Genomic DNA, 18,814 nt, shown 5'->3' with positions numbered 1-18,814 from the left:
CGTGACCGGATGCGCGCGGCGAATCAGGCGAGCACGGTGCGGGCTGCCTGCACCACGCGGTCGGCGCTGATGCCGAACTTCTCGAAGAGCACCGGAGCGGGCGCGCTGGCGCCGAACGACTCGATGCCGACAATGGCCCCGTGGTCACCCACCCAGCGGTACCAGCTCATGGGGTGCGCGGCCTCCACCGCCACGCGCGGCACGCCGGTGGGGAGCACATGATGGCGGTACTCCACGGGCTGCTGCGCAAAGCGCTCGAGACTGGTGCAGCTCACCACCCGCGCGCGCACGCCATGTCCCGACAGCTGCTCGCGTGCCGTGAGTGCCACGTCCACCTCCGAGCCGCTGGCCAGCAGCACCACATGCGGGACGTGACCCGCCGCGTCAGCCACGATGTAGGCCCCCTGCTTCACCCCGTCACGGGCGCGCGCCGGTTCCCCGAAATACGCAAGCTTCTGGCGGGTAAGCACGATGGCCGACGGCCCCGACCGATGGTGCAGCGCCGTACGCCACGCCTCGCTCACTTCGTCGGCATCGGCGGGGCGCAGGACCAGGAGGTTGGGAATGCACCGGAGTGCCGCCAGGTGCTCGATGGGCTGGTGGGTGGGCCCGTCTTCGCCCAACCCGATGGAGTCGTGCGTGAAGACGTAGATCGCCTGCACGCCCATGAGGGCGGCGAGGCGGATGGCGGGGCGCATGTAGTCGCTGAACACGAGGAAGGTGCCGCCGTACGGAATCACCCCGCCGTGCAGCCCCATGCCATTCATGATCGCGCCCATGGCGTGTTCGCGGATGCCGAAATGGAAGTTGCGTCCGTCGCGCTGCGCGGCGCTGAACGGCTGCGCCCCCTTCACATTGGTGAGATTGGAACCGGTAAGGTCGGCACTGCCACCCAGCAGTTCGGGCACCACACCGGCGATGGCGTTGATCACCGCGCCGCTCGCGGCGCGACTGGCCACGGCACCGCTCTTGGCATCGAACACCGGGAACGCCTGCTCCAGCTGCGGCGGCAGCTCCCCCTTCATGCGGCGTTCGAATTCCCTCGCCAGCTCCGGGTGCGCGGCTTCATACGCCTGCCACGTATGCTTCCATTCGGTGTGGGTGGCGGCGCGCTGCGCCGCGGCCTCCCGCCAGTGCGCCAGCGCGTCGGCGGGCACGAAGAACGGTTCCGTGGACGGCCACCCATAGGCGGCCTTGGTGAGCGCAATCTCGTCCTTGCCCAGCGGCTCGCCGTGCGCCTTGGCCGAGTCCTGCCGGTTGGGCGAACCGAAGCCGATGTGCGTCTTGGTGATGATGAGCGTGGGGCGCTCGGTATCCGCCTTGGCCTCGGCAATGGCCGCATCGATGGCGGCGAGGTCGTTCACATCGTCCACCTGCAGGACCTGCCACCCGTACGCCGCGAAGCGCTGTGCCGCGTCGTCGCTGCAGGTGAGCGCCGTGCTGCCGTCGATGGTGATGCCGTTGTCGTCGAAGAAGCCGATGAGCTTGCCGAGCTTCATATGCCCCGCAAAGCTTGCCGCTTCGTGCGAGATGCCCTCCATGAGGCAGCCGTCACCGGCAATGAAGTACGTGTAATGGTCGACGATCTGGTGGCCGGGGCGATTGAACGTGGCTGCCAGGCTCGCCTCGGCGACCGCAAAGCCCACGGCATTGGCAATACCCTGCCCGAGCGGGCCGGTGGTCGTTTCCACGCCCTTGGTGTGGTGCACTTCGGGGTGCCCGGGCGTGAGACTCTCCCACTGGCGGAAGTTGCGGATCTCCTCGAGCGGGAGGTCATAGCCGGCGAGATGCAGCGAGCCGTACAGCAGCATCGAGGCGTGGCCCACCGACAGCACGAACCGGTCGCGGTCGACCCAGGCCGGCGCAGCCGGATCGTGCCGCAGGTGGGTGGCGTACAGTGCGTAGGCGAGCGGCGCCAGCGCCATGGGCGTGCCGGGGTGCCCCGACTCCGCGGCCTGCACCGCGTCCATGGCGAGGGTGCGCACAGTGTCGATCGCGAGACGCACCGTCTCGGGTGACGCGGAAGCAAGAAGGGGTGACACAGCGGACACGGATCGCTCCGGAAAGTTCGGCGAGGGGGGCGCGGGCGGTGCGCCACAGCCCTGAAATCTAGCCGATTTGGGGAGGTGCGGCGCGCTGGTGGCGCGCCATTGTTGACAAGGCAGGACGCAGGGGGACGAAAGTCAGGGGGAAGAGGGAAGCCATCCACCCCCGTCCCCCTGATGCCTTCCCCCTGCGCCCTACCTTGCCAACCGCGCGCGCCCCGCGCGCGCACCCCCTACGACGCGAGGTACTGTTCCCGCGTCAGCGTGAGGTGGTGCGCCAGGTGCCCGGCCATCATCCAGACGAGTGCCCGCGCCGACACGCCCTTGCCACTGGCCACCCCGCGCTGCGCCAACGCCTCCGCGTCCAGGGACTTCACCAGCTCCAACGTGGCCGTGCGTACCGCCCCCAGCTCGCGCGCGATACTGGCGAGGGTCCGCTGGCCAGCGCGGCTGGCGGGGACCCAGTCGTCCTGCTCGAACCCGGGAAGCGGCGTGCTGTCGCCGCGCGCAATGCGCAGCAGACGATAGGCGAAGACGCGCTCGGTATCGATGACGTGGACGAGCGACTCGGCGAGCGTCCACTTGCCGGGGGCGTAGCGATACGCCGCCCGCTCCTCCGGGACCGTGCCCAGGAGTGTCTCACATTCGGTGCGCTGCGCCTCGAGCAGCTGCACCACGTGGCTCAAGCCACGCGCCGCCATGGTGCGGGCGGCCTGGTCGATGTACCCGGCATAGTAGGGGGCGAATTCGTCGTCGCCGGGGCGGAAGATATCGGTCGGCATGATTGTCACGAGGTGAAGGGAGAAATCAGAAACCGAGCGCCGTGGCAAGGGCGGGAAGGGCGGCGGCGTCGGGGAGCGCGCCCTGGGCGAGTCGTGGGGACCCGCCGCCGCGCCCCCCCGCATGCTGCAGCGCGGCGCGCAGCGTCTGCCCCGCGTCGAGCGACGCGTCCGGCGAGGCGCCGAGCAACACGGCACCGGTGGCGTCGTTGGCAACAAGCACTACGCACGGCCCCCGCGACAGCAGCTGCTGGACCAGCGGCTCGGCATCCTTCACCGCGCCGGCCACGCGATGGCGCACGCGCCGCACACCATGCGCATCGACCGCGCTGTTCTGCCACAGCGCCTCGGCTTCGTGCCCCGCCAGTTCCGCCAGCAGGCGCTTGCGGTCGCGCTCGAGCTCGGCCAGGCGTGCCACCTGCTGCTCGACGAGCGCCGGAAGATCGCCTGGCGCGGCTGACAACGGGCGCGCCGCACGGGTCAGCAACGCCGCATCGCCATGGGCCCGCCGCAGGACGCGATCGCCCGCCAGGAACTCGATGCGCGTGTGACCGCGGGTCCGTTCGGCACCGCGCAGCAGAATGGCGCCAATTTCGGCGGTGTTCGCGAGATGCGTCCCGCCGCAGGCGCTGCGGTCGAGGCCCGCAATGGTGATGATGCGCAACGTGCCGTCCCGGTCACTGGCCTTGCGCAAACCGGTAGCCGTGGCTGCCTCCTCGTAGTTCACCTGGACGGCGTGTTGCGCGCGCAACAGCGCATTGACCCGCTGCTCGATGCGGGCCAGCTGTGCGGCCCCGATGCCCTCGGCGCACGCCACATCCACCGTCGAGGCCAGATCGCCAAAGTGCACGCTCACCGTCGCCCATCCGTATTCATCGGCCAACAGCGCGGACAACAGATGCTGGGCGGTATGCTGCTGCATGTGATCCAGCCGCCGCTCCGTGTCCACGTGGCCCACCACCATGGCCCCCAGCGGGAGTCCCAAGGGCTGCGCCAGGCGGTGCGCAACGCGCGTTTCCTCGTCGATGACATCTACGACGGCCACGTCGGCCAGCGTCCCCACGTCGTGCGGCTGTCCGCCGGAGGTCGGGTAGAAGGCCGTGCGGTCGAGGTACACCACCGTTCCCTCCTCGGCCACGGCGGTGACGGTCGCGCTGAATCGCGCCAGCCGCGCATCGTCGTAATACAGACGTGTGGTGACGTGGTGATGGTCGGCCGTAGGTGCAGTCATGCGGTGGCGCACTCGGAACGGGGGATTGCGACGGCTATCTTCCCGGTATGCCGTCACCATGCCGCGAAATATGACGCGTTCCCCGCACCTTTCGGGCACCCGTCGCGCCGTTGTCGCTGCGGTTCTGGCGGCGACCACCGCCGGGGGCCTGCTCGCCTGCATTCCGGTGCAACCGGCGCCGGTCCCGGTGGGCACCATCCTGCGCGACGTCGATCCCCTGGCCGCAGGCGCTGCGCTGCCACCGGCCCCAGACGATCCCGAGCCGGCCGCTGTCGCCTCCGATTCGGCAGGAGGGGCGCGGCTGCTGCGTCTGGCCTACGTGTGGCATCTGGCGTCGCTGCATCACCCGGCAGTGGCGGTGCGCGGGGCGCCGCTCGACTCGGCGTTCATCCGTGCCGTCACGCTCGTGCGGCGCGCCACCGATGCCGACCAGCTGGCGCTGGCCTACACCCGCTTTCTGGCGTCGCTTGGCGATCCACTGACGCGCGTGGAACGTGACAGTGCCGACGTGCCCGCAGCCCCCGGCCCGGTGGTCACCGTGGCGAATGCCGAGCGGACGCGCGACAGCATCCTCGTGTTGCAGCTGCCCTCGGCGTGGCGCTACGAGGAGAGCGCGGCGGTGGGGGTACGGCAGGCGCTGGCCAGCGTGCCCTCGCGCGTGGTGCTCGATCTGCGGGCGAGCGCGCCGGGCGCACACACCGACAGCGTGGAGGCGTTCGTGGCGCGCACGCAGCTGGCCGAGCGCCTGGCATCGGTGCCCTTCACGATGAGCGGCCTGCGAGTGCGCCGGGTGGGTGGCGCGCGCGACGACGCGGGCCGGTGGTCGTTTGACGATTCGTGGCTCGGGCGTGATGGGGCGCTCATCAGCCCGGCCGATGCGGCGGCGCGCCGCGTCGTGGTGCTCGCCAACGAGCACACGGTCATGCCGCGCGCCGTGCTGGGGTTGATCGCCACGGGGCGGGCGACGCTCGTCGCGGAGCAGGGGGTGCGCGATGACGCGCTGGCCCCCAGCGTGCGTGTGCCCATTGGGGCGGGGCTGGTGGTACGCCTGCGCACCGGGGAGTTGCTGCACGCCGACGGCAGCGGCGGCCTGGTGGCCGATACCGTGGTGTCGCGCGCTGCAGCGCCCGCCGATAGCGCGCCCGCCCTGCGCGTGGCCCTCGGCATGCTGCGCAGCGGACGTTTCGTGCGCGCCTCCCGGTTGGCCCGCGTGCGGCCGCGCGCGGCGCTGCCCGGCTATTACGACAGCGACCCCTACCCATTCATGGGGTCGCGCGTGCTGGCCGGCGCGCGGGTGTGGAGTGCCATGCGCGCCCGCCATGCACATCGTGACCTCTACGACGACGACATTGATGCCGTGTTCGAACGCGCCCTACCGCGCCTCGAGTCGGCCCGCTACGCGACCGAGTACGCCGCGGCGCTGCTCTCGTTCGTGAGTGCCTTCGACGATGCGCAGGTCACGCTGCGCGGAGCGACCGTGGACAGCGTGCGCGGCGTGGCCACCTTGCCCTTTCGCGTGCGCTGGGCGGATGGACGGGCCGTGGTGACCGACGTGGTCAGCACCGAGGAAGCGCGGGCCCTCGACATTCGCGTGGGGCAGGAACTCACGGCGGTGGACGGCTTCCCGCTACCCGCCTGGCTGCAGGAGCGCCGCCGCGCGGTGAGCGCCCCCAACGATTGGTCACGGCAGCATCTCCTCATGACACTGCTGCCCCGCGGCGCCGTGGGCGCGTCGCTGGTGCGGTTGCGCGACGTCACGGGGCGTGAGCGGCAGCTTGCGGTGCCGCGCCGGGTCGAGACGATGGCGCTGCTCCCCCAGGTGGAACGGCCGTGGCAGCCGGCATCGATCGCGCTGAGCGGCGGCGTCGCCTATCTCGATGTGAATCGCCTCACCGAACAGACGGTGCAGGCCGAACTCGACCGGCACCGCAGCGCGCGCGCGTGGGTGCTGGACCTGCGCGGGACACTCGCCGACAGCAGCATGGTGGCCGCTGCCGTGCTGCGTGCGGTGCGCACGCGACCGGTGGCGGTGGTGGCGCGTGAACTGCACCGGTACCAGTCGGTACCCTGCCTGGCCGAGTCACTACGCGAGCAGACAGCCCAGTGCCCCGACGAACGGGAAGTGCGTTCGCGCGTGTCGCGTGGCGATACCACCGGACAGTATCGTGGCCGGCTTGTCGCGCTCGTGGACGAGCGGACGGCCGGGGCCATGGAGCGCCTGGCGCTCGCCCTGGAGGCCACGACGGAGATCACGTTCGTGGGCAGTGCCACGGCCGGATCCCCCGCCGAGGCCGTGGACGTGCCGCTCCCCGGCGGGCTCGTGTTGGGGGTGCCCGCGGCAGAACTGCGCCGCACCGATGGCTCGCAGTGGCAGCGTGTGGGCATTGCCCCGGTGGTCGATGCCCGGCTTACACTGCGCAGCTACCGCACCGGGACCGACGAGGTGCTGCAGCGCGCGCAGGAGTGGTTGGCACCGCAGCTCGATGGCCGTGCGGGGCGACGCCGCTGATCGTGTCCTGTCGGCCTTCCACCTGAGGTCCGTCCGCCTGCCTCCGCCGTTGCCCACGACGCTGCCCATCGAGGAGGTGCTCGACGCACTCTCCGCCGCGCTGCAGGTGCGCGGCGTGGCCGTGCTCGAAGCCCCTCCGGGAGCCGGCAAGACCACGCGCGTGCCGTTGGCGTTGCTGGCCGAGCCATGGATGGCCGGACAGCGCCTGGTCATGCTCGAACCCCGTCGCCTCGCCGCACGCGCCGCCGCGCACTTCATGGCGCGGCAGCTTGGCGAGTCCGTTGGGGGGACCGTGGGGTACCGCGTGCGCGGCGACACGCGGGTGTCGAAGCACACGCGCATCGAGGTGGTCACCGAAGGGGTGCTGGCGCGGATGCTGTCGGCCGACGCCACGCTCGACGGCTATGCGGCCGTGCTCTTCGACGAGTTCCATGAGCGCTCGCTGCACGCCGACCTTGGCCTCGCGCTGGTGCTGGAGACGCAACAGGTGCGCGACGATCTGCGGGTGCTGGTGATGTCGGCCACCCTCGACGGCGAGGCCGTGGCACGGCTCCTGGCCGACGCACGGGGGCCGGCACCGGTCGTACGCAGCAGCGGTCGCATGTTTCCCATCACCACCCATCATTGCGCCCCACGCAGCGACGAGCGCATGGACGCTGCAACGAGTCGCATCGTGCGGGATGCACTCGCCGCGTGCGAGGGCGACGTGCTGGTGTTTCTGCCCGGCATGGGTGAACAGCGCCGCACGGCGGAGCGGCTGGTGGGGAGCGTGCCGCCCTCGGTGGATGTCTTCGTGCTGCACGGCAGCATGCCGTTGGATGAGCAGGAGGCGGCGCTCGCACCGGCGCCGGCCGGACGACGCAAGGTGGTGCTCAGCACCAGCGTGGCCGAAACGAGCCTCACCGTGGAAGGCGTGCGCGTGGTGGTCGATGCCGGCTGGTCGCGCATTCCGCGCTACGATGCAGTGGCCGGGCTGACGCGGCTGCACACCGTGCGCGTGAGCCGCGCCTCGGCCGACCAGCGACGCGGGCGCGCCGGGCGTACCGCACCGGGCGTGTGCTACCGGCTGTGGGATGTGCACGAGGAGCACGGCTTTCTCGCCGCATCGCGCCCGGAGATCATCGATGCCGATCTGTCGAGCCTGGCCCTGGAGCTCGCCGATGCCGGCATTGCCGATCCGGCGCAGCTGCGCTGGCTCGACGCGCCCCGTCCCGGCCCCTTCCTGCAGGCGCGGCAGCTGCTGGCCCAGCTTGGTGCACTCGATGCCCAGGGGCGCATCACCCCCCACGGCAAGCGCATGGCGGCGCTGCCGCTCCAGCCGCGACTCGCGCATCTGGTGCTCACCGCGCAAACGCGCGGACAGCTGCCACTGGGCGCAGCGATTGCCGCGCTGCTGGAGGAGCGCGATGTGGTGCGCGCCGAGGGATTCGGCGGCGCACCGGCCGACCTGCGGCTCCGCACCGAGCTGCTGCAGCGCGGTGGTGACGGTGGCGCGCTCTCCATGTACGGCGCGCGTGCCGATCGCGACGCGGTACGGCGCGTGAAGCAGGGCGCCGACGACCTGGTGCGGCGCATCGATGGCGGCGCGCGGCTGCAACCATGGGACGATGCCGAAACGGGGGCGCTGCTCGCCCTGGCGTTTCCCGATCGCGTGGCGCAGCGACGTGCGGGAGCAGAACCGCGCTATCTGCTGCGAAATGGCAGTGGGGCGGTGCTTCCCAAGGGCGACAGCCTGCACGATGCGCCGTACCTTGCGGTGGCCGAGCTGGAGGGACAGCCGCCGGAGTATCGGATTGCGCGCGCCGCACCGCTCACGCTCGACGAGATCCGCGGCGACTTCAGCGAGCAGATCGCGCGGGAATCCGCGGTGATGTGGGACGAGCGATCGCGCAGTGTGAAGGCGGTGGAGCGCCGCATGCTGGGCGCCATCACTCTCGAGGAGAAGCCCCAGCGCGATCCGGACGCTGACGCGGTGCGCAGCACGCTGCTGGAGCAGCTCGCCCGCGTGGGGGTGGGGGCGTGGCCGTGGCGCGAGAGTGCACAGCGGTTGCGCGAGCGGCTGGCGTTCGCGCATGCGCACGATGCCGCGTGGCCCGATGTGAGCGACGCCGCCCTGGTGTCCTCACGTAGTGAGTGGCTGGGTCCCTTTCTCGACGGCGCGCGCAGCTGGGGGCACCTCGAGCAGATCGACTGGTACGAGGCGCTCGCGGGGCTGGTGCCATGGAATCAGCGCGCGGCACTCGACCGCCTCGCGCCCACACATCTCGACGTGCCGAGCGGCTCACGCATTGCGCTCGACTACCGCGATCCCATGGCCCCCGTGCTGGCGGTGAAGCTGCAGGAGGTGTTCGGCTGGACCACCACGCCCATGCTCTTCGACGGGCGGGTGCCGGTCACGCTGCACCTGCTTTCGCCGGCGCAACGCCCGGTGCAGGTGACGCGTGATCTCGCCGGCTTCTGGAAGTCCAGCTACTTCGAGGTGCGCAAGGAGCTGCGCGGGCGCTATCCGCGGCACCCGTGGCCCGACGACCCGCTCACCGCGGAGGCGACGCGTCGGGCCAAGCCGCGGGGGACTTGAGTGGTGAGAGATGAGGGAACTGCTCGTCGGAGCGAACGGAGCAGCGGAGTCACGGAGGAAACAAAAGGCATTGCAGCTCTCCGCGCCTCTGCGTCTCCGACGAGCAGTGTAAACCCGGCCCGGCCTACGCGAACGCCCCCGGCAGCACCCCAACGAACTGCTTCATTTCCTCCGGCGTCCCGATGGAGACGCGGCACCAGTCCGTGTACGGCGGAAACGCGCGGCCGATGGTGAAGCCCTTCGCGGCGAAGTACCGCTGCATCTGTTCCACCGGCTTGCCGGCCTGGAAGAACACGAAGTTGGTCTGCGACGGCGCCGCCTTCTTGCCGAGCGTCGCCAGCGCGTCGAGCAGCATCTGCCGCCCCTCGATGATCCTCCCCCTCACGAACGCCACGTACTCCGCATCCATCAGCGAGGCGTTCGCCGCGCTGAGCCCGAAGACGTTGGGATCGCCGGTGACGTACTGCGACAGCTTGCGGATGATGTCCGGCCGCGCGACCGCGAAGCCGATGCGCAGGCCGGCCAGGCCGTGGATCTTGCTCGCCGTGCGCGAGATGATGATCGGTTCGCCCTTGAGCACGAGGTCGGTCATGCTCCGGTACCCAGGCTGGGTCACGAAGTCGTAGTAGGCCTCGTCCACGACCACCGTCGTGCGTCTGGCGGCATTCGACACGAAGTCGCGCAGCGCCTGATCGTCGGCCAGATTGGACGTGGGATTGTTCGGGTTGCAGACGAACACGAGCTTCGTGTTGCCGTTGAGCTTCGCGTCCATCTGGTACAGGTCGTGATCGAATCGATGGTCGAGTGGCACCTTGTGCACCGTGATGCCGAGGGTCTCGCCCCAGCGCGGCAGGTCCTCGAAGGTGGGCCACGGCGCCACCATCTCGCCGCCGGGCGCGTTGGCAGCGAGGGCGGCGATGGACAGCACCTCGCTCGAGCCCTGGGTCACGAGCACGTGATCGACCGGCACGCCCACCTGCTTCGCGAACGTGGCCGTGAGCTCGTCGCGTACGGGCGGCATGTACCAGGTGTGCTGCGCCCAGTTGCCCATGAGGGCATCCTTGGCCTTCGGTGACATGCCGAAGGGGTTCTCGTTGAAGTTGAGGCGAATGGGACCGGCGGCGCGGCGCGCCGTGGTCACGTCACGTTCCATCTGCGTGAGCAGCGCCGAATACGGCAGCCCGCCCCCCAGCACCCGCGACATTTCCGCGGCGGGAAGCAAACCGGGAAGCGCGACGCTGGCGCCGACGCCAAGGCCGGTCGTGCGCAGCCACTGGCGCCGGGACAGGGCACCGGGAAACGGGCTGGAAGGAGACTCGGAGCTCACGCAGCACCTCGATACGGGTGGGAGGACGGGAGGCAGGGTGCCCCGCGGTAGTAGGCCGAAGGCAGAATCGACAGCCGAAACGGGGGGATCGCCAGAGGGATACAGATATCCACTATCTTGCGCGCCATGTCGTGGAAACGTTGGCTGGTCACCCTGCTGTCGTTCGGGCTCATGCTGGGGATCTCAGCGTGGGTCGTCGCGCGGCATTGGCCGGCGAACGGCATGCCGTGGCTGGCCTGGCCGGTCCACCTGGCGGCGCTGGCCACCGTGACGGCCGAGATCGCCACGCGCGCCTTCAAGATTCAGGCGTCCGCCCGCGCCTGCCGCATTCCCCTGTCGTTCGGCACGGCGTTGCGGGTCTGCCTGGCGGGAGATCTTGCGGCGGCCGTTACGCCGGCCCGCTCGGGGGCAGAGCCGGCCCGCTTTCTGGTGCTGGCGGAGAGCGGGACGGGCGCCGCGCAGCGGGTGCTGGTGCTCTTTCTCGAGCTCTTCCTGGAAATGTGGTCCCTCGTGCTGGTCTGCAGTGTGCTGGCGGTGCTCTTCGCCGGACGCGGCGCCAGTACCGGCGGGCTGCTGGCTCTGGTTGGGGGGTACAGTACGGTGGTGCTGGGCGCGGGCGCGGCGGGGTGGTTTCTCTCCCGCCGCAACGCCAACGGGCCGCCGCCGGCGTGGGCGCGTGCGCTGGGGCTGGCCGCGCCGCGCTGGCGAGCCGTGCAGCGCACGTTGCGTTCCCTGCGTGGGGCGGTGACGTCGCTGCGCCGCGCCAAGGTGGGGCTCATGCTCCTCGCCTTCGGCGGGTCGGTGCTGCACGTGCTGTTCAAGGTGGCCACCCTCCCCATGCTGGTGTTTCTGGGTGATCCCGCGTTCCCGCGCACCATGGATACCCTGGCGCCGCTCGTCCTCTGGCCGCTGGCGCTCTTTTACGGCGGCGTGGTCGTGCCGGCGCCAGGTGGCGGCGGCTTCATCGAGGGCGCCTTTGCCGCTACACTGTCCACCGCCATCCCGGCCGGGATCTTCGTCGCCGCACTCCTCTGGTGGCGCTTCTATACGTTCTATCTCTACATCCTCATCGGCGGGTTGGCTGCCGGTGACGCCGCGCTGCGCGCCCTGCGCCCGGCGTCCCCCTCGTCATGACGCCGCGTGCCTGAGTCGCGTTCCTCTGCCACGCCGCCACCGCTGTCGGCACCGCCGGTCGTTACGGATCAGCTGACTGATCCTGTGGTGGCACGATGGAAGCTTATTGGTGGCTTCATCATCATCTACGTGGTGTGGGGATCGACCTACCTCGCCATCAAGTGGGGCGTGCAGACGATCCCGCCATTCGCTCTCGGGGCGATGCGCTTTCTGCTCGCCGGGGGTGCCCTGTATGCCCTGATGCGCTGGCGCGGCGCCGCCGCCCCGTCCCGCGCCGAATGGCGCGATTCGGCCATCGTGGGCGCGTTGCTGCTCTTCGTGGGGAATGGCGCCGTCAGCTGGGCGAGTCAGCGCGTGAGTTCCGGTATCGCCTCCGTGCTGGTGGCCACCGTGCCGCTCTGGCTGGTGCTGTGCGAGGCGTACCAGGGAAAGCGGCCGCGGGTCATGCAGCTGGTGGGCGTGGTGGTGGGGCTGGTGGGGGTCGCGCTGCTGGTGCTGCCGTCGGCCCGCGCCGGCGCCGGGGGGCGGACCCCCGTGGTGGACCCGGTGGGTGCGGTCGTGCTCACGCTCGGGTCGCTCAGCTGGACCGTGGGCTCCCTGTATTCACGCGCGTCGCAGCAGGCAAAGCCGGCGGCACTCGCCATCGCCATGCAGATGCTCACGGGCGGCGTGCTGCTCAGTGTGCTGGCAGCGCTGACCGGCGACTGGGCGAGGCTGCATCCTTCAAACGTCACCTATATTTCGGCAGCATCGCTACTCTATCTGATCATCTTCGGATCACTCATAGGCTTCTCCACCTATATGTGGCTCCTCAAGGTGGCCAGCCCAACCGCCGTGGGCACCTATGCCTACGTGAATCCGCTGGTGGCCGTGCTGCTGGGGGTGGCCCTGGGTGGCGAGCGACTTCCCGCCACGGCCTTCGTGGCCATGTCGATCATCGTGGGGGGGGTCGCCCTCGTGAGCCTCGTGGACGCGCGGCGCCGGCGCAGCTGAAACGCCGGCCGCGCCGCGCCGTAGTGCCCCATGTCCCCATCCTACGGAGTCGTTGGTGCGCACACACATCAAGGTCGTCGCGCTGGTCAACCTGCTCTACAGCGCGCTGGGCATGTTGGCCGCATTGGGCACGCTGTTCGGCAGCATCTTCGGCTCCATCGCCACGCTCAATCCCATCGTCATGATCGTGGGGACGGTGGGGGGCGTGATCGCCGCCAGCATCATCGGCCTCATCAGCCTCTTCGGCCTCATCGCCGGCTTTGCGCTGCTCAACCACCAGAATTGGGCCCGCTACGTCATCCTCGTCGTTTCGGCCTTCCGTCTCTTCAAGTGGCCGTGGGGGACCGCCTTTGGCGCCTACTCCATCTGGGTACTGACGCACGACGACACCGTGCGCGAATTCTCGCTCCACGGCTGATCGTTGGTTGCCGGTAAGCGGGGAGTTGCGTAGCCTCAGGCATGCCCCTTACCCCCCTCCAGAATGAGACCCTCGGCGCGCTCGCCGATTGCATTCTGGAGGGGGCGCCGGCAGCGCAGGAATCCCGGGGGGAGTTGCTCGCGCGCTGCGACGCGAGACTCCACACCCTGCCGCCGCACCGGCGTGCCCGCATTGGCACGGGGCTCGACCTGCTGGGCTCCCGGGTTGCCGCCGTGCTGGCCGGATGCCCACCGCGTCCGATCGCCCGCCTGAGCGCCGTCGAGCGGCGCCGCTGTCTGGACGCCTGGACGGAGAGCGCACTGCCGCCAATCCGCTCCGCCTGGCAGGCTGTGCGCCGGCTGGTGCTCACGGTGCATTACGCGCGGCCGGAGGTGGCGGCCGCCATTGGCTACGACGGGCCGTTCCAAATGCGCCGGCAGTTCCGGTCCTTCGAGGGACCGCTTCCCGATGGCCCCCGCGCCACGCCCACGGAGCCGGTCGCCAGGGGGCCGGTGATCTTGCCCGGCGAGCTTCCCCACGAGCCCCTGCCGGGCGGCGTGTCCCGAGGCCTCGCGCTGACTGCCGGTCTCAGGCGACAGGCCGACGTCGTCGTCATTGGCACCGGGGCCGGCGGCGCCGTGGCGGCGGCCACGCTGGCCGAAGCGGGCTACGACGTGGTGGTCATCGAAAGCGGTCCGTGGGTGACCCGCGCCGACTTCACGGAACAGGACGCCGCTCTCTCGGAGCGGCTCTTCGCCGACGGGGGACTGCGCGCGACTGACGACGGCGCCATCGGCCTGCTGCAGGGGGGCGCCGTGGGCGGGGGCAGCACGGTGAACTGGATGATCATGCTGCGCACGCCCGACTACGTGCTGGAGCAGTGGGCACGGGAGGCCGGGACCTACGGCATGACGCCCGCCGACATGGCCCCCGTGTTTGCGCAGGTCGAACGCGATGTGCACGCGGGGCTGGTGCCGCCCGATGCCCATTCGGCCAACAATCAGTTGCTGTGGAACGGGGCGCGGGCGCTGGGATGGCGCGTGCACAGCGGCATGATCAACGCCCGACAGTGTGTTCGCTGCGGCTTCTGCAGCTTCGGGTGCCGACACGACGCAAAGCAGTCGGTACTGCGCACCTATCTGCCGCGCGCCTGCGCCGCCGGCGCTACCCTGTACACCGACCTCTCGGTGTCGCGCGTCGAGATCCTCGAACGCGATACCGGCCGCGGGACGCCTCCCCGCAAGCGCGTGCATGCCCACACGCCACAGGGCACGCCCGTCACCGTGGACGCACCCCTGGTGGTGGTGGCGGCCGGGGCCGTGGGTACGCCGGTCCTGCTGCAACGCTCAGGGCTGGGCGGCGGCGGCGTGGGGCACTGGTTGCGCCTGCACCCTACGACCATGGTCAACGGGGTGTATGACCGGGACATCGTGCCCAGCACCGGCATTCCTCTCACCACGATGTGCGACGAGTTCATCCGCTGGCGCGGCACCGAGTACGGCTTCTGGATCGAAACGCCGCCCATGCACCCCGCGCACACCGCCACCGTGCTCCCCGGCTTCGGGACGGCGCACGCCACCGCCATGGCGCGCTTCAACCGGCTGGGGGTCTTCATTGGCCTCACGCGCGACGGCGCGGCGCGTGGGGTCTCCAGCGGACAGGTCACCGTGAACCGGCGCGGCGAGATGTCCATTCGGTACCGCCTCACCCCCGACGACGAACAACGCGTGCGGGCGTCGATCGTGGCCATGGGGCGGCTGCACCTCGCCATGGGCGCGAGCGCCGTGGAGACGGTGCACGCCACGCCCATCGTGGCGCGCTCCATGGCTGCCGTGGAGTCGCTGGCGACCGCTTCGGTGGCCCCCAACCGGCTGGCGCTCTTCTCGGCTCATGTGAACGGGACCTGCCGCATGGGCACCGACACGTCGACGTCGGGCGCCACGCCCGACGGTGAGCGCCACGGGGTGCGCGGCCTGTACATTACCGACGGCTCGCTGCTCCCCACCGCGCTCGGCGTGAACCCGCAGGAAACCATCATGGCCGTGGCGCAGCTGCTGTCGTCGCGTCTCGCGGCGCGTCACCGCGGCGTGTCGCAGTAACCCGTCCTTCACGACTCTTCACCCGTTCCCACGGCATACCCATGAGCAAGGGCGAGAAGAAGCGGCGCCGGGCACTCGACGCCTACTGGGCGCTGCAGCGGGCGGCGGCGCTGGCGGCGACGCGCGTGGACGACGCCGTGCATCCGTTCGGTCTCTCGGCGTCGCAGTACGGCGTGCTCGACACGCTCCTGCAGCGCGGTCCCACGCACCAACAGGAGCTGGCGGAAGCCCTCGGGCGCAGCAAGGCACAGATGACGGCCATCATCGATGCGCTCGAAGCGCGCGGCGTCGTGCGCCGGGAGCGGCACGCTGTCGATCGGCGCTTCATCTCGGTGTATCTCACCGAAGCGGGCCGGGTGTTGCTGGCCGAAGCGGCCCCCGCGCGCACCGATGCGGTGGTGGCACTCATGCGCGAACTCAGCGGTGACCAGAAGACCCGGCTGGTGCGCCTCTGTCGACGCCTGCTCAGGGTACTCGACCCGTCGGAGCCCCCGCCGGCTGACGCGCCCGATGACGCCACGGCCGCCGAGGATGCCAGCGTCACCGCCAGCGCGGACGTAGACATCGGGATACCGACCGCCGACGCGTCCGCCGCCGACGCGTCCGCCGCCGACGCGCCGCCGTCCACCTGACCACTCCCCACGTTTACCACCGATCCCCTCATGGCTGGACGTCATTTCCTGCAGATCCCCGGGCCGACCCCCGTCCCCGACCGCCTTCAGCGGGCGATGCACCGCCAGATGGAGGATCACCGCTCGTCGGCGTTCCCGGCGTTCACGCGCCGCATTCTCTCGCGGCTGCCGCAGGTGGTGCACCAGACGCAGGGTGAGGCGTTCGTGTTTCCGGCGACCGGCTCGGCCATGTGGGAAGTGGCGCTGGTCAACACGGTCAACCCCGGCGCGCGTCTGCTCGCGCCGCGCTTCGGGCAGTTCTCGCATCTCTTCATCCAGACCGCGCGCCACCTGGGCTACCAGGTGGATGTGCTCGAAGAGCCCTGGGGTGAAGCCGCCAGCCCCGAGCGCATCGAGGCGGCGCTCGCGGCGGACACGACCCACGAGATTCAGGGTGTGCTGCTCGTGCACAACGAAACCGCCACCGGGGTCACCAGCGACGTGGCTGCGGTGCGCGCGGCCATGGATCGCGCCGGGCATCCGGCCCTGCTGTTCGTGGATGGCGTGAGTTCCATCGCCAGTCTCGATTTCCGCTTCGATGACTGGCGGGTGGACTGCGCCATTACGGGCTCGCAGAAGGGCTTCATGCTGCCCGCCGGGCTGGGCATGCTGTTCGCGAGCCCCAAGGCGCTGGCGCGTGTGGAGGCGTGCACCACGCCGCGCGCCTACTTCGATCTGCGGGCCATGCGCGCGAACAACGCCCAGGGCTACTTCCCCAGCACCCCGGCGCTTTCCCTGCTGTACGGCCTCGACGAGGCGCTCACGATGCTGCTCGAGGAGGGGATGGATAACGTCGCCCGGCGCCACCGCACCCTGGCCACCGGCGTGCGCGCCGCGGTGAAGGCGTGGGGGCTGCGCGAATGTGCGCAGCGCCCCGAGATCGCGTCCGATTCGCTCACCGCCGTCCTCGTGCCGGCAGAAAAGGATGCGCGTACCGTCATCGATCTCGCCTTCCGTCGCTACGACATCGCGCTCGGCAGCGGGCTCAGCGAAGTGGCGGGGAAGGTGTTCCGCATCGGGCACCTCGGGGACATGAACGCCCTCACGCTGGCCGGCGCGCTGGCGGGAGTGGAAATGGCACTTGCCGATGCCGGCTTCGACATCACGCTGGGGAGCGGTGTGGGCGCGGCCCTGGCGCAGTGGCGGGTGCAGGCGTGAGCACACACGACGTGCGGGTGGTGGTCACCCGCAAGATGCCGGCGGCCGTGGAGGCCGAGATCGCGTCGCGCTACGACGCGCTCTTCAATCGCACCGACGTGGCGCTGACGGCCGAGCAGATGGCGCAGGTGCTGCAGCAGGCCGACGTGGTGGTCACCACGGTGACGGACAAGTGGCATCCGGGGATCTTCGACACCACGAGCATCCGCACGAAGCTGCTGGCCAACGTGGGGGTGGGGGTGAACCACATTGCCCTCGAGGCCGCCCGTCGCGCGGGCATTGCCGTGAGCAACACGCCGGACGTGGTCACCGATGACACGGCCGACGTGGCCATCGCGCTCATGCTCATGACCATGCGGCGACTGGGTGAGGGGGAGCGGCATCTGCGCAGTGGGGCGTGGGGCGGACTGCGCCCCACCTTCATGTTGGGGCGCACGTTGCGCGGCAAAACCCTGGGCATCGTGGGGTATGGCCGCATCGGTCGTGCGGTCGCCCGCATTGCTCACGACGCCTTCGGCATGCACATCCTCTGGCAGGCGCCGCGCGACCCGCGGGTGGACGACCCCGCAACGGCGGGTCCGGCAGGCGCGCAGCGCGTGGACACCCTGGAAGAGTTGCTGCAGCGCAGCGACGTGGTGAGCCTGCACTGTCCGGCCACGCCGGAGACGCGCCATCTCATCAACGCCGAGACGCTGGCGCACATGCCCGAGCATGCGTACCTCGTGAACACCGCGCGGGGGGATGTGGTGGACGAGGCCGCGCTGGCCTTCGCGCTCAAGGAGCGCCGCATCGCCGGCGCCGGACTCGATGTGTACGAGTTCGAACCCAGTGTCACGGCCGAACTGCGTGACCTCGAGAACGTGGTGCTGTTGCCGCACCTTGGCAGCGCCACCATCGAGACCCGCACGAACATGGGCATGCGCGCGCTCCGCAACGTGGATGCGTTCGTGGCCGGTGCCGGCCTCCCCGATCGCGTGGGGTGAACGGCGCTGGCTGCCGCGCCATGGTGGGCAGGACCCGCCGCGTCCCGTTAGACTGCCGCTGTGCTGATCGCCGGCCTCGATCCCTCGCTGCACCCGACCCCGCCCGTTCCCGCGACGGCGGGGTCACTGCTGCATTTCCCGGAGATCCGCTCCCGTTTTCTGGAGCAGCCGCACGACGTCATCGTCTGTCTGCCCCCCGGCTACCACGAGGAGCCGGAACGTCGGTATCCCGTGCTGTATCTGCACGACGGGCAGAACGTGTTCGACGACCTGCCGCTGTCCCCCTTCGGCGTGCAGTGGGGGGTGGACACCACCGCGCGCGCGCTCGTGCACGCGCGGGTGATCGAACCGCTCATCATTGTCGCCGTGGGCAACGCGGGGCGCGATCGCATCGACGAGTTCACGCCCACGCGTGACAACATGCACGATGCCGGCGGGTTGGCCGATCGCTACGGCCAGATGCTGGTGTACGAGATCAAGCCCTGGGTGGACCACAGCTGGCGCACGCGGCGCACCGCACGGGACACGGCGGTGGCGGGCAGTTCACTGGGCGGGCTGCTCAGTCTGCATCTCGGGCTCACCCATCCGGCCATCTTCGGCAAGGTGGGACTGCTGAGCCCCAGCGTGTGGTGGGATGACCGCTGGATCGTGCGGCAGCTCGCCACCGGCGGCCGGCGTCCCGACCTGCGCATCTGGCTCGACGTGGGGACCGGTGAGGCACGCATGCTCAAGGGCACCCGGCTCCTGTACCGCATGCTGCTGCGCAAGGGATGGCGCATCGGCACCGACCTCCACTACATGGAGGCGGACGGGGCGCTGCACGATGAACGGGCGTGGGGGGAACGGGCGGGGCTGTTCCTGCGCTTTCTCTTTCCGGCGCACCCCTGAC

Annotated in this window: 14 protein-coding genes; 10 read left to right on the top strand and 4 right to left on the bottom strand. The window is 70.3% G+C overall.

All coding sequences use genetic code 11. The features are described 5' to 3' along the window. Nucleotides 1-23 precede the first annotated feature (23 nt). The 3 genes from tkt to LW840_RS03185 form a co-directional block, all read right to left on the bottom strand. The gene (tkt, locus tag LW840_RS03195; protein WP_291276393.1) at nucleotides 24-2,042 is read right to left on the bottom strand and encodes a transketolase; all 2,019 of its coding nucleotides are present in this window, start codon (nucleotides 2,040-2,042) and stop codon (nucleotides 24-26) included. A 236-nt stretch (nucleotides 2,043-2,278) separates the two neighbouring features. Then, entirely contained in the window at nucleotides 2,279-2,827 is a 549-nt protein-coding gene (locus LW840_RS03190; protein WP_291267861.1) for a DinB family protein, read from the bottom strand. Between the two features lie 25 nt (nucleotides 2,828-2,852). Then, on the bottom strand, nucleotides 2,853-4,055 hold the full coding sequence (locus tag LW840_RS03185; protein ID WP_291267850.1) for a DHHA1 domain-containing protein: 1,203 nt from the start codon (nucleotides 4,053-4,055) through the stop codon (nucleotides 2,853-2,855). Nucleotides 4,056-4,125: 70 nt separating this feature from the next. On the opposite strand from LW840_RS03185, the gene LW840_RS03180 reads away from it, so the two are divergent. Together LW840_RS03180 and hrpB are read left to right on the top strand one after the other, a co-directional pair. Further along, nucleotides 4,126-6,564, top strand: coding sequence for a S41 family peptidase (locus LW840_RS03180; protein WP_291263587.1), 2,439 nt, complete (start codon nucleotides 4,126-4,128; stop codon nucleotides 6,562-6,564). A gap of 49 nt (nucleotides 6,565-6,613) precedes the next feature. Further along, on the top strand, nucleotides 6,614-9,142 hold the full coding sequence (hrpB, locus tag LW840_RS03175) for an ATP-dependent helicase HrpB (protein ID WP_291267851.1): 2,529 nt from the start codon (nucleotides 6,614-6,616) through the stop codon (nucleotides 9,140-9,142). A 124-nt stretch (nucleotides 9,143-9,266) separates the two neighbouring features. On the opposite strand, the gene LW840_RS03170 is transcribed toward hrpB, so the two are convergent. After that, nucleotides 9,267-10,469: an aminotransferase class I/II-fold pyridoxal phosphate-dependent enzyme gene (locus LW840_RS03170; protein ID WP_291267852.1), complete on the bottom strand. Its 1,203-nt coding sequence runs from the start codon at nucleotides 10,467-10,469 to the stop codon at nucleotides 9,267-9,269. Nucleotides 10,470-10,595: 126 nt separating this feature from the next. Here LW840_RS03170 and LW840_RS03165 point away from each other — a divergent pair, with 126 nt between their 5' ends. From LW840_RS03165 to LW840_RS03130, 8 genes are read left to right on the top strand one after another with little or no spacing between them, the layout of a single operon-like run. Continuing rightward, nucleotides 10,596-11,603, top strand: a complete 1,008-nt coding sequence (locus LW840_RS03165; protein ID WP_291273446.1) for a lysylphosphatidylglycerol synthase domain-containing protein — start codon at nucleotides 10,596-10,598, stop codon at nucleotides 11,601-11,603. A gap of 6 nt (nucleotides 11,604-11,609) precedes the next feature. After that, nucleotides 11,610-12,596 carry a drug/metabolite exporter YedA gene (gene yedA, locus LW840_RS03160; RefSeq protein WP_291267854.1) on the top strand — a complete coding sequence of 329 codons (987 nt, stop codon included), beginning with the start codon at nucleotides 11,610-11,612 and terminating at the stop codon, nucleotides 12,594-12,596. Nucleotides 12,597-12,651: 55 nt separating this feature from the next. Next, nucleotides 12,652-13,014 carry a hypothetical protein gene (locus LW840_RS03155; protein WP_291267855.1) on the top strand — a complete coding sequence of 121 codons (363 nt, stop codon included), beginning with the start codon at nucleotides 12,652-12,654 and terminating at the stop codon, nucleotides 13,012-13,014. Nucleotides 13,015-13,055: 41 nt separating this feature from the next. Next, on the top strand, nucleotides 13,056-15,113 hold the full coding sequence (locus tag LW840_RS03150; protein ID WP_291267856.1) for a GMC family oxidoreductase: 2,058 nt from the start codon (nucleotides 13,056-13,058) through the stop codon (nucleotides 15,111-15,113). 41 nt (nucleotides 15,114-15,154) lie between these two features. Continuing rightward, a complete protein-coding gene (locus LW840_RS03145) occupies nucleotides 15,155-15,745 on the top strand; it encodes a MarR family transcriptional regulator (protein WP_291267857.1) in 591 nt (196 codons plus the stop codon). Nucleotides 15,746-15,775: 30 nt separating this feature from the next. After that, on the top strand, nucleotides 15,776-16,942 hold the full coding sequence (locus tag LW840_RS03140; protein WP_291267858.1) for an aminotransferase class V-fold PLP-dependent enzyme: 1,167 nt from the start codon (nucleotides 15,776-15,778) through the stop codon (nucleotides 16,940-16,942). Then, nucleotides 16,939-17,925 carry a D-glycerate dehydrogenase gene (locus LW840_RS03135; RefSeq protein WP_291267859.1) on the top strand — a complete coding sequence of 329 codons (987 nt, stop codon included), beginning with the start codon at nucleotides 16,939-16,941 and terminating at the stop codon, nucleotides 17,923-17,925. Before LW840_RS03140 ends, LW840_RS03135 begins: the two co-directional genes overlap by 4 nt. A gap of 60 nt (nucleotides 17,926-17,985) precedes the next feature. Next, the gene (locus tag LW840_RS03130) at nucleotides 17,986-18,813 is read left to right on the top strand and encodes an alpha/beta hydrolase-fold protein (protein ID WP_291273445.1); all 828 of its coding nucleotides are present in this window, start codon (nucleotides 17,986-17,988) and stop codon (nucleotides 18,811-18,813) included. Nucleotide 18,814 lies beyond the last annotated feature (1 nt).

Origin of the sequence: Gemmatimonas sp. (genome assembly GCF_021298855.1) — a bacterium.
Lineage (GTDB): Bacteria > Gemmatimonadota > Gemmatimonadetes > Gemmatimonadales > Gemmatimonadaceae > Gemmatimonas.
The sequence above is the reverse complement of the archived record's forward strand: the minus strand, read 5'-3'. Positions and strand labels throughout refer to the sequence as shown.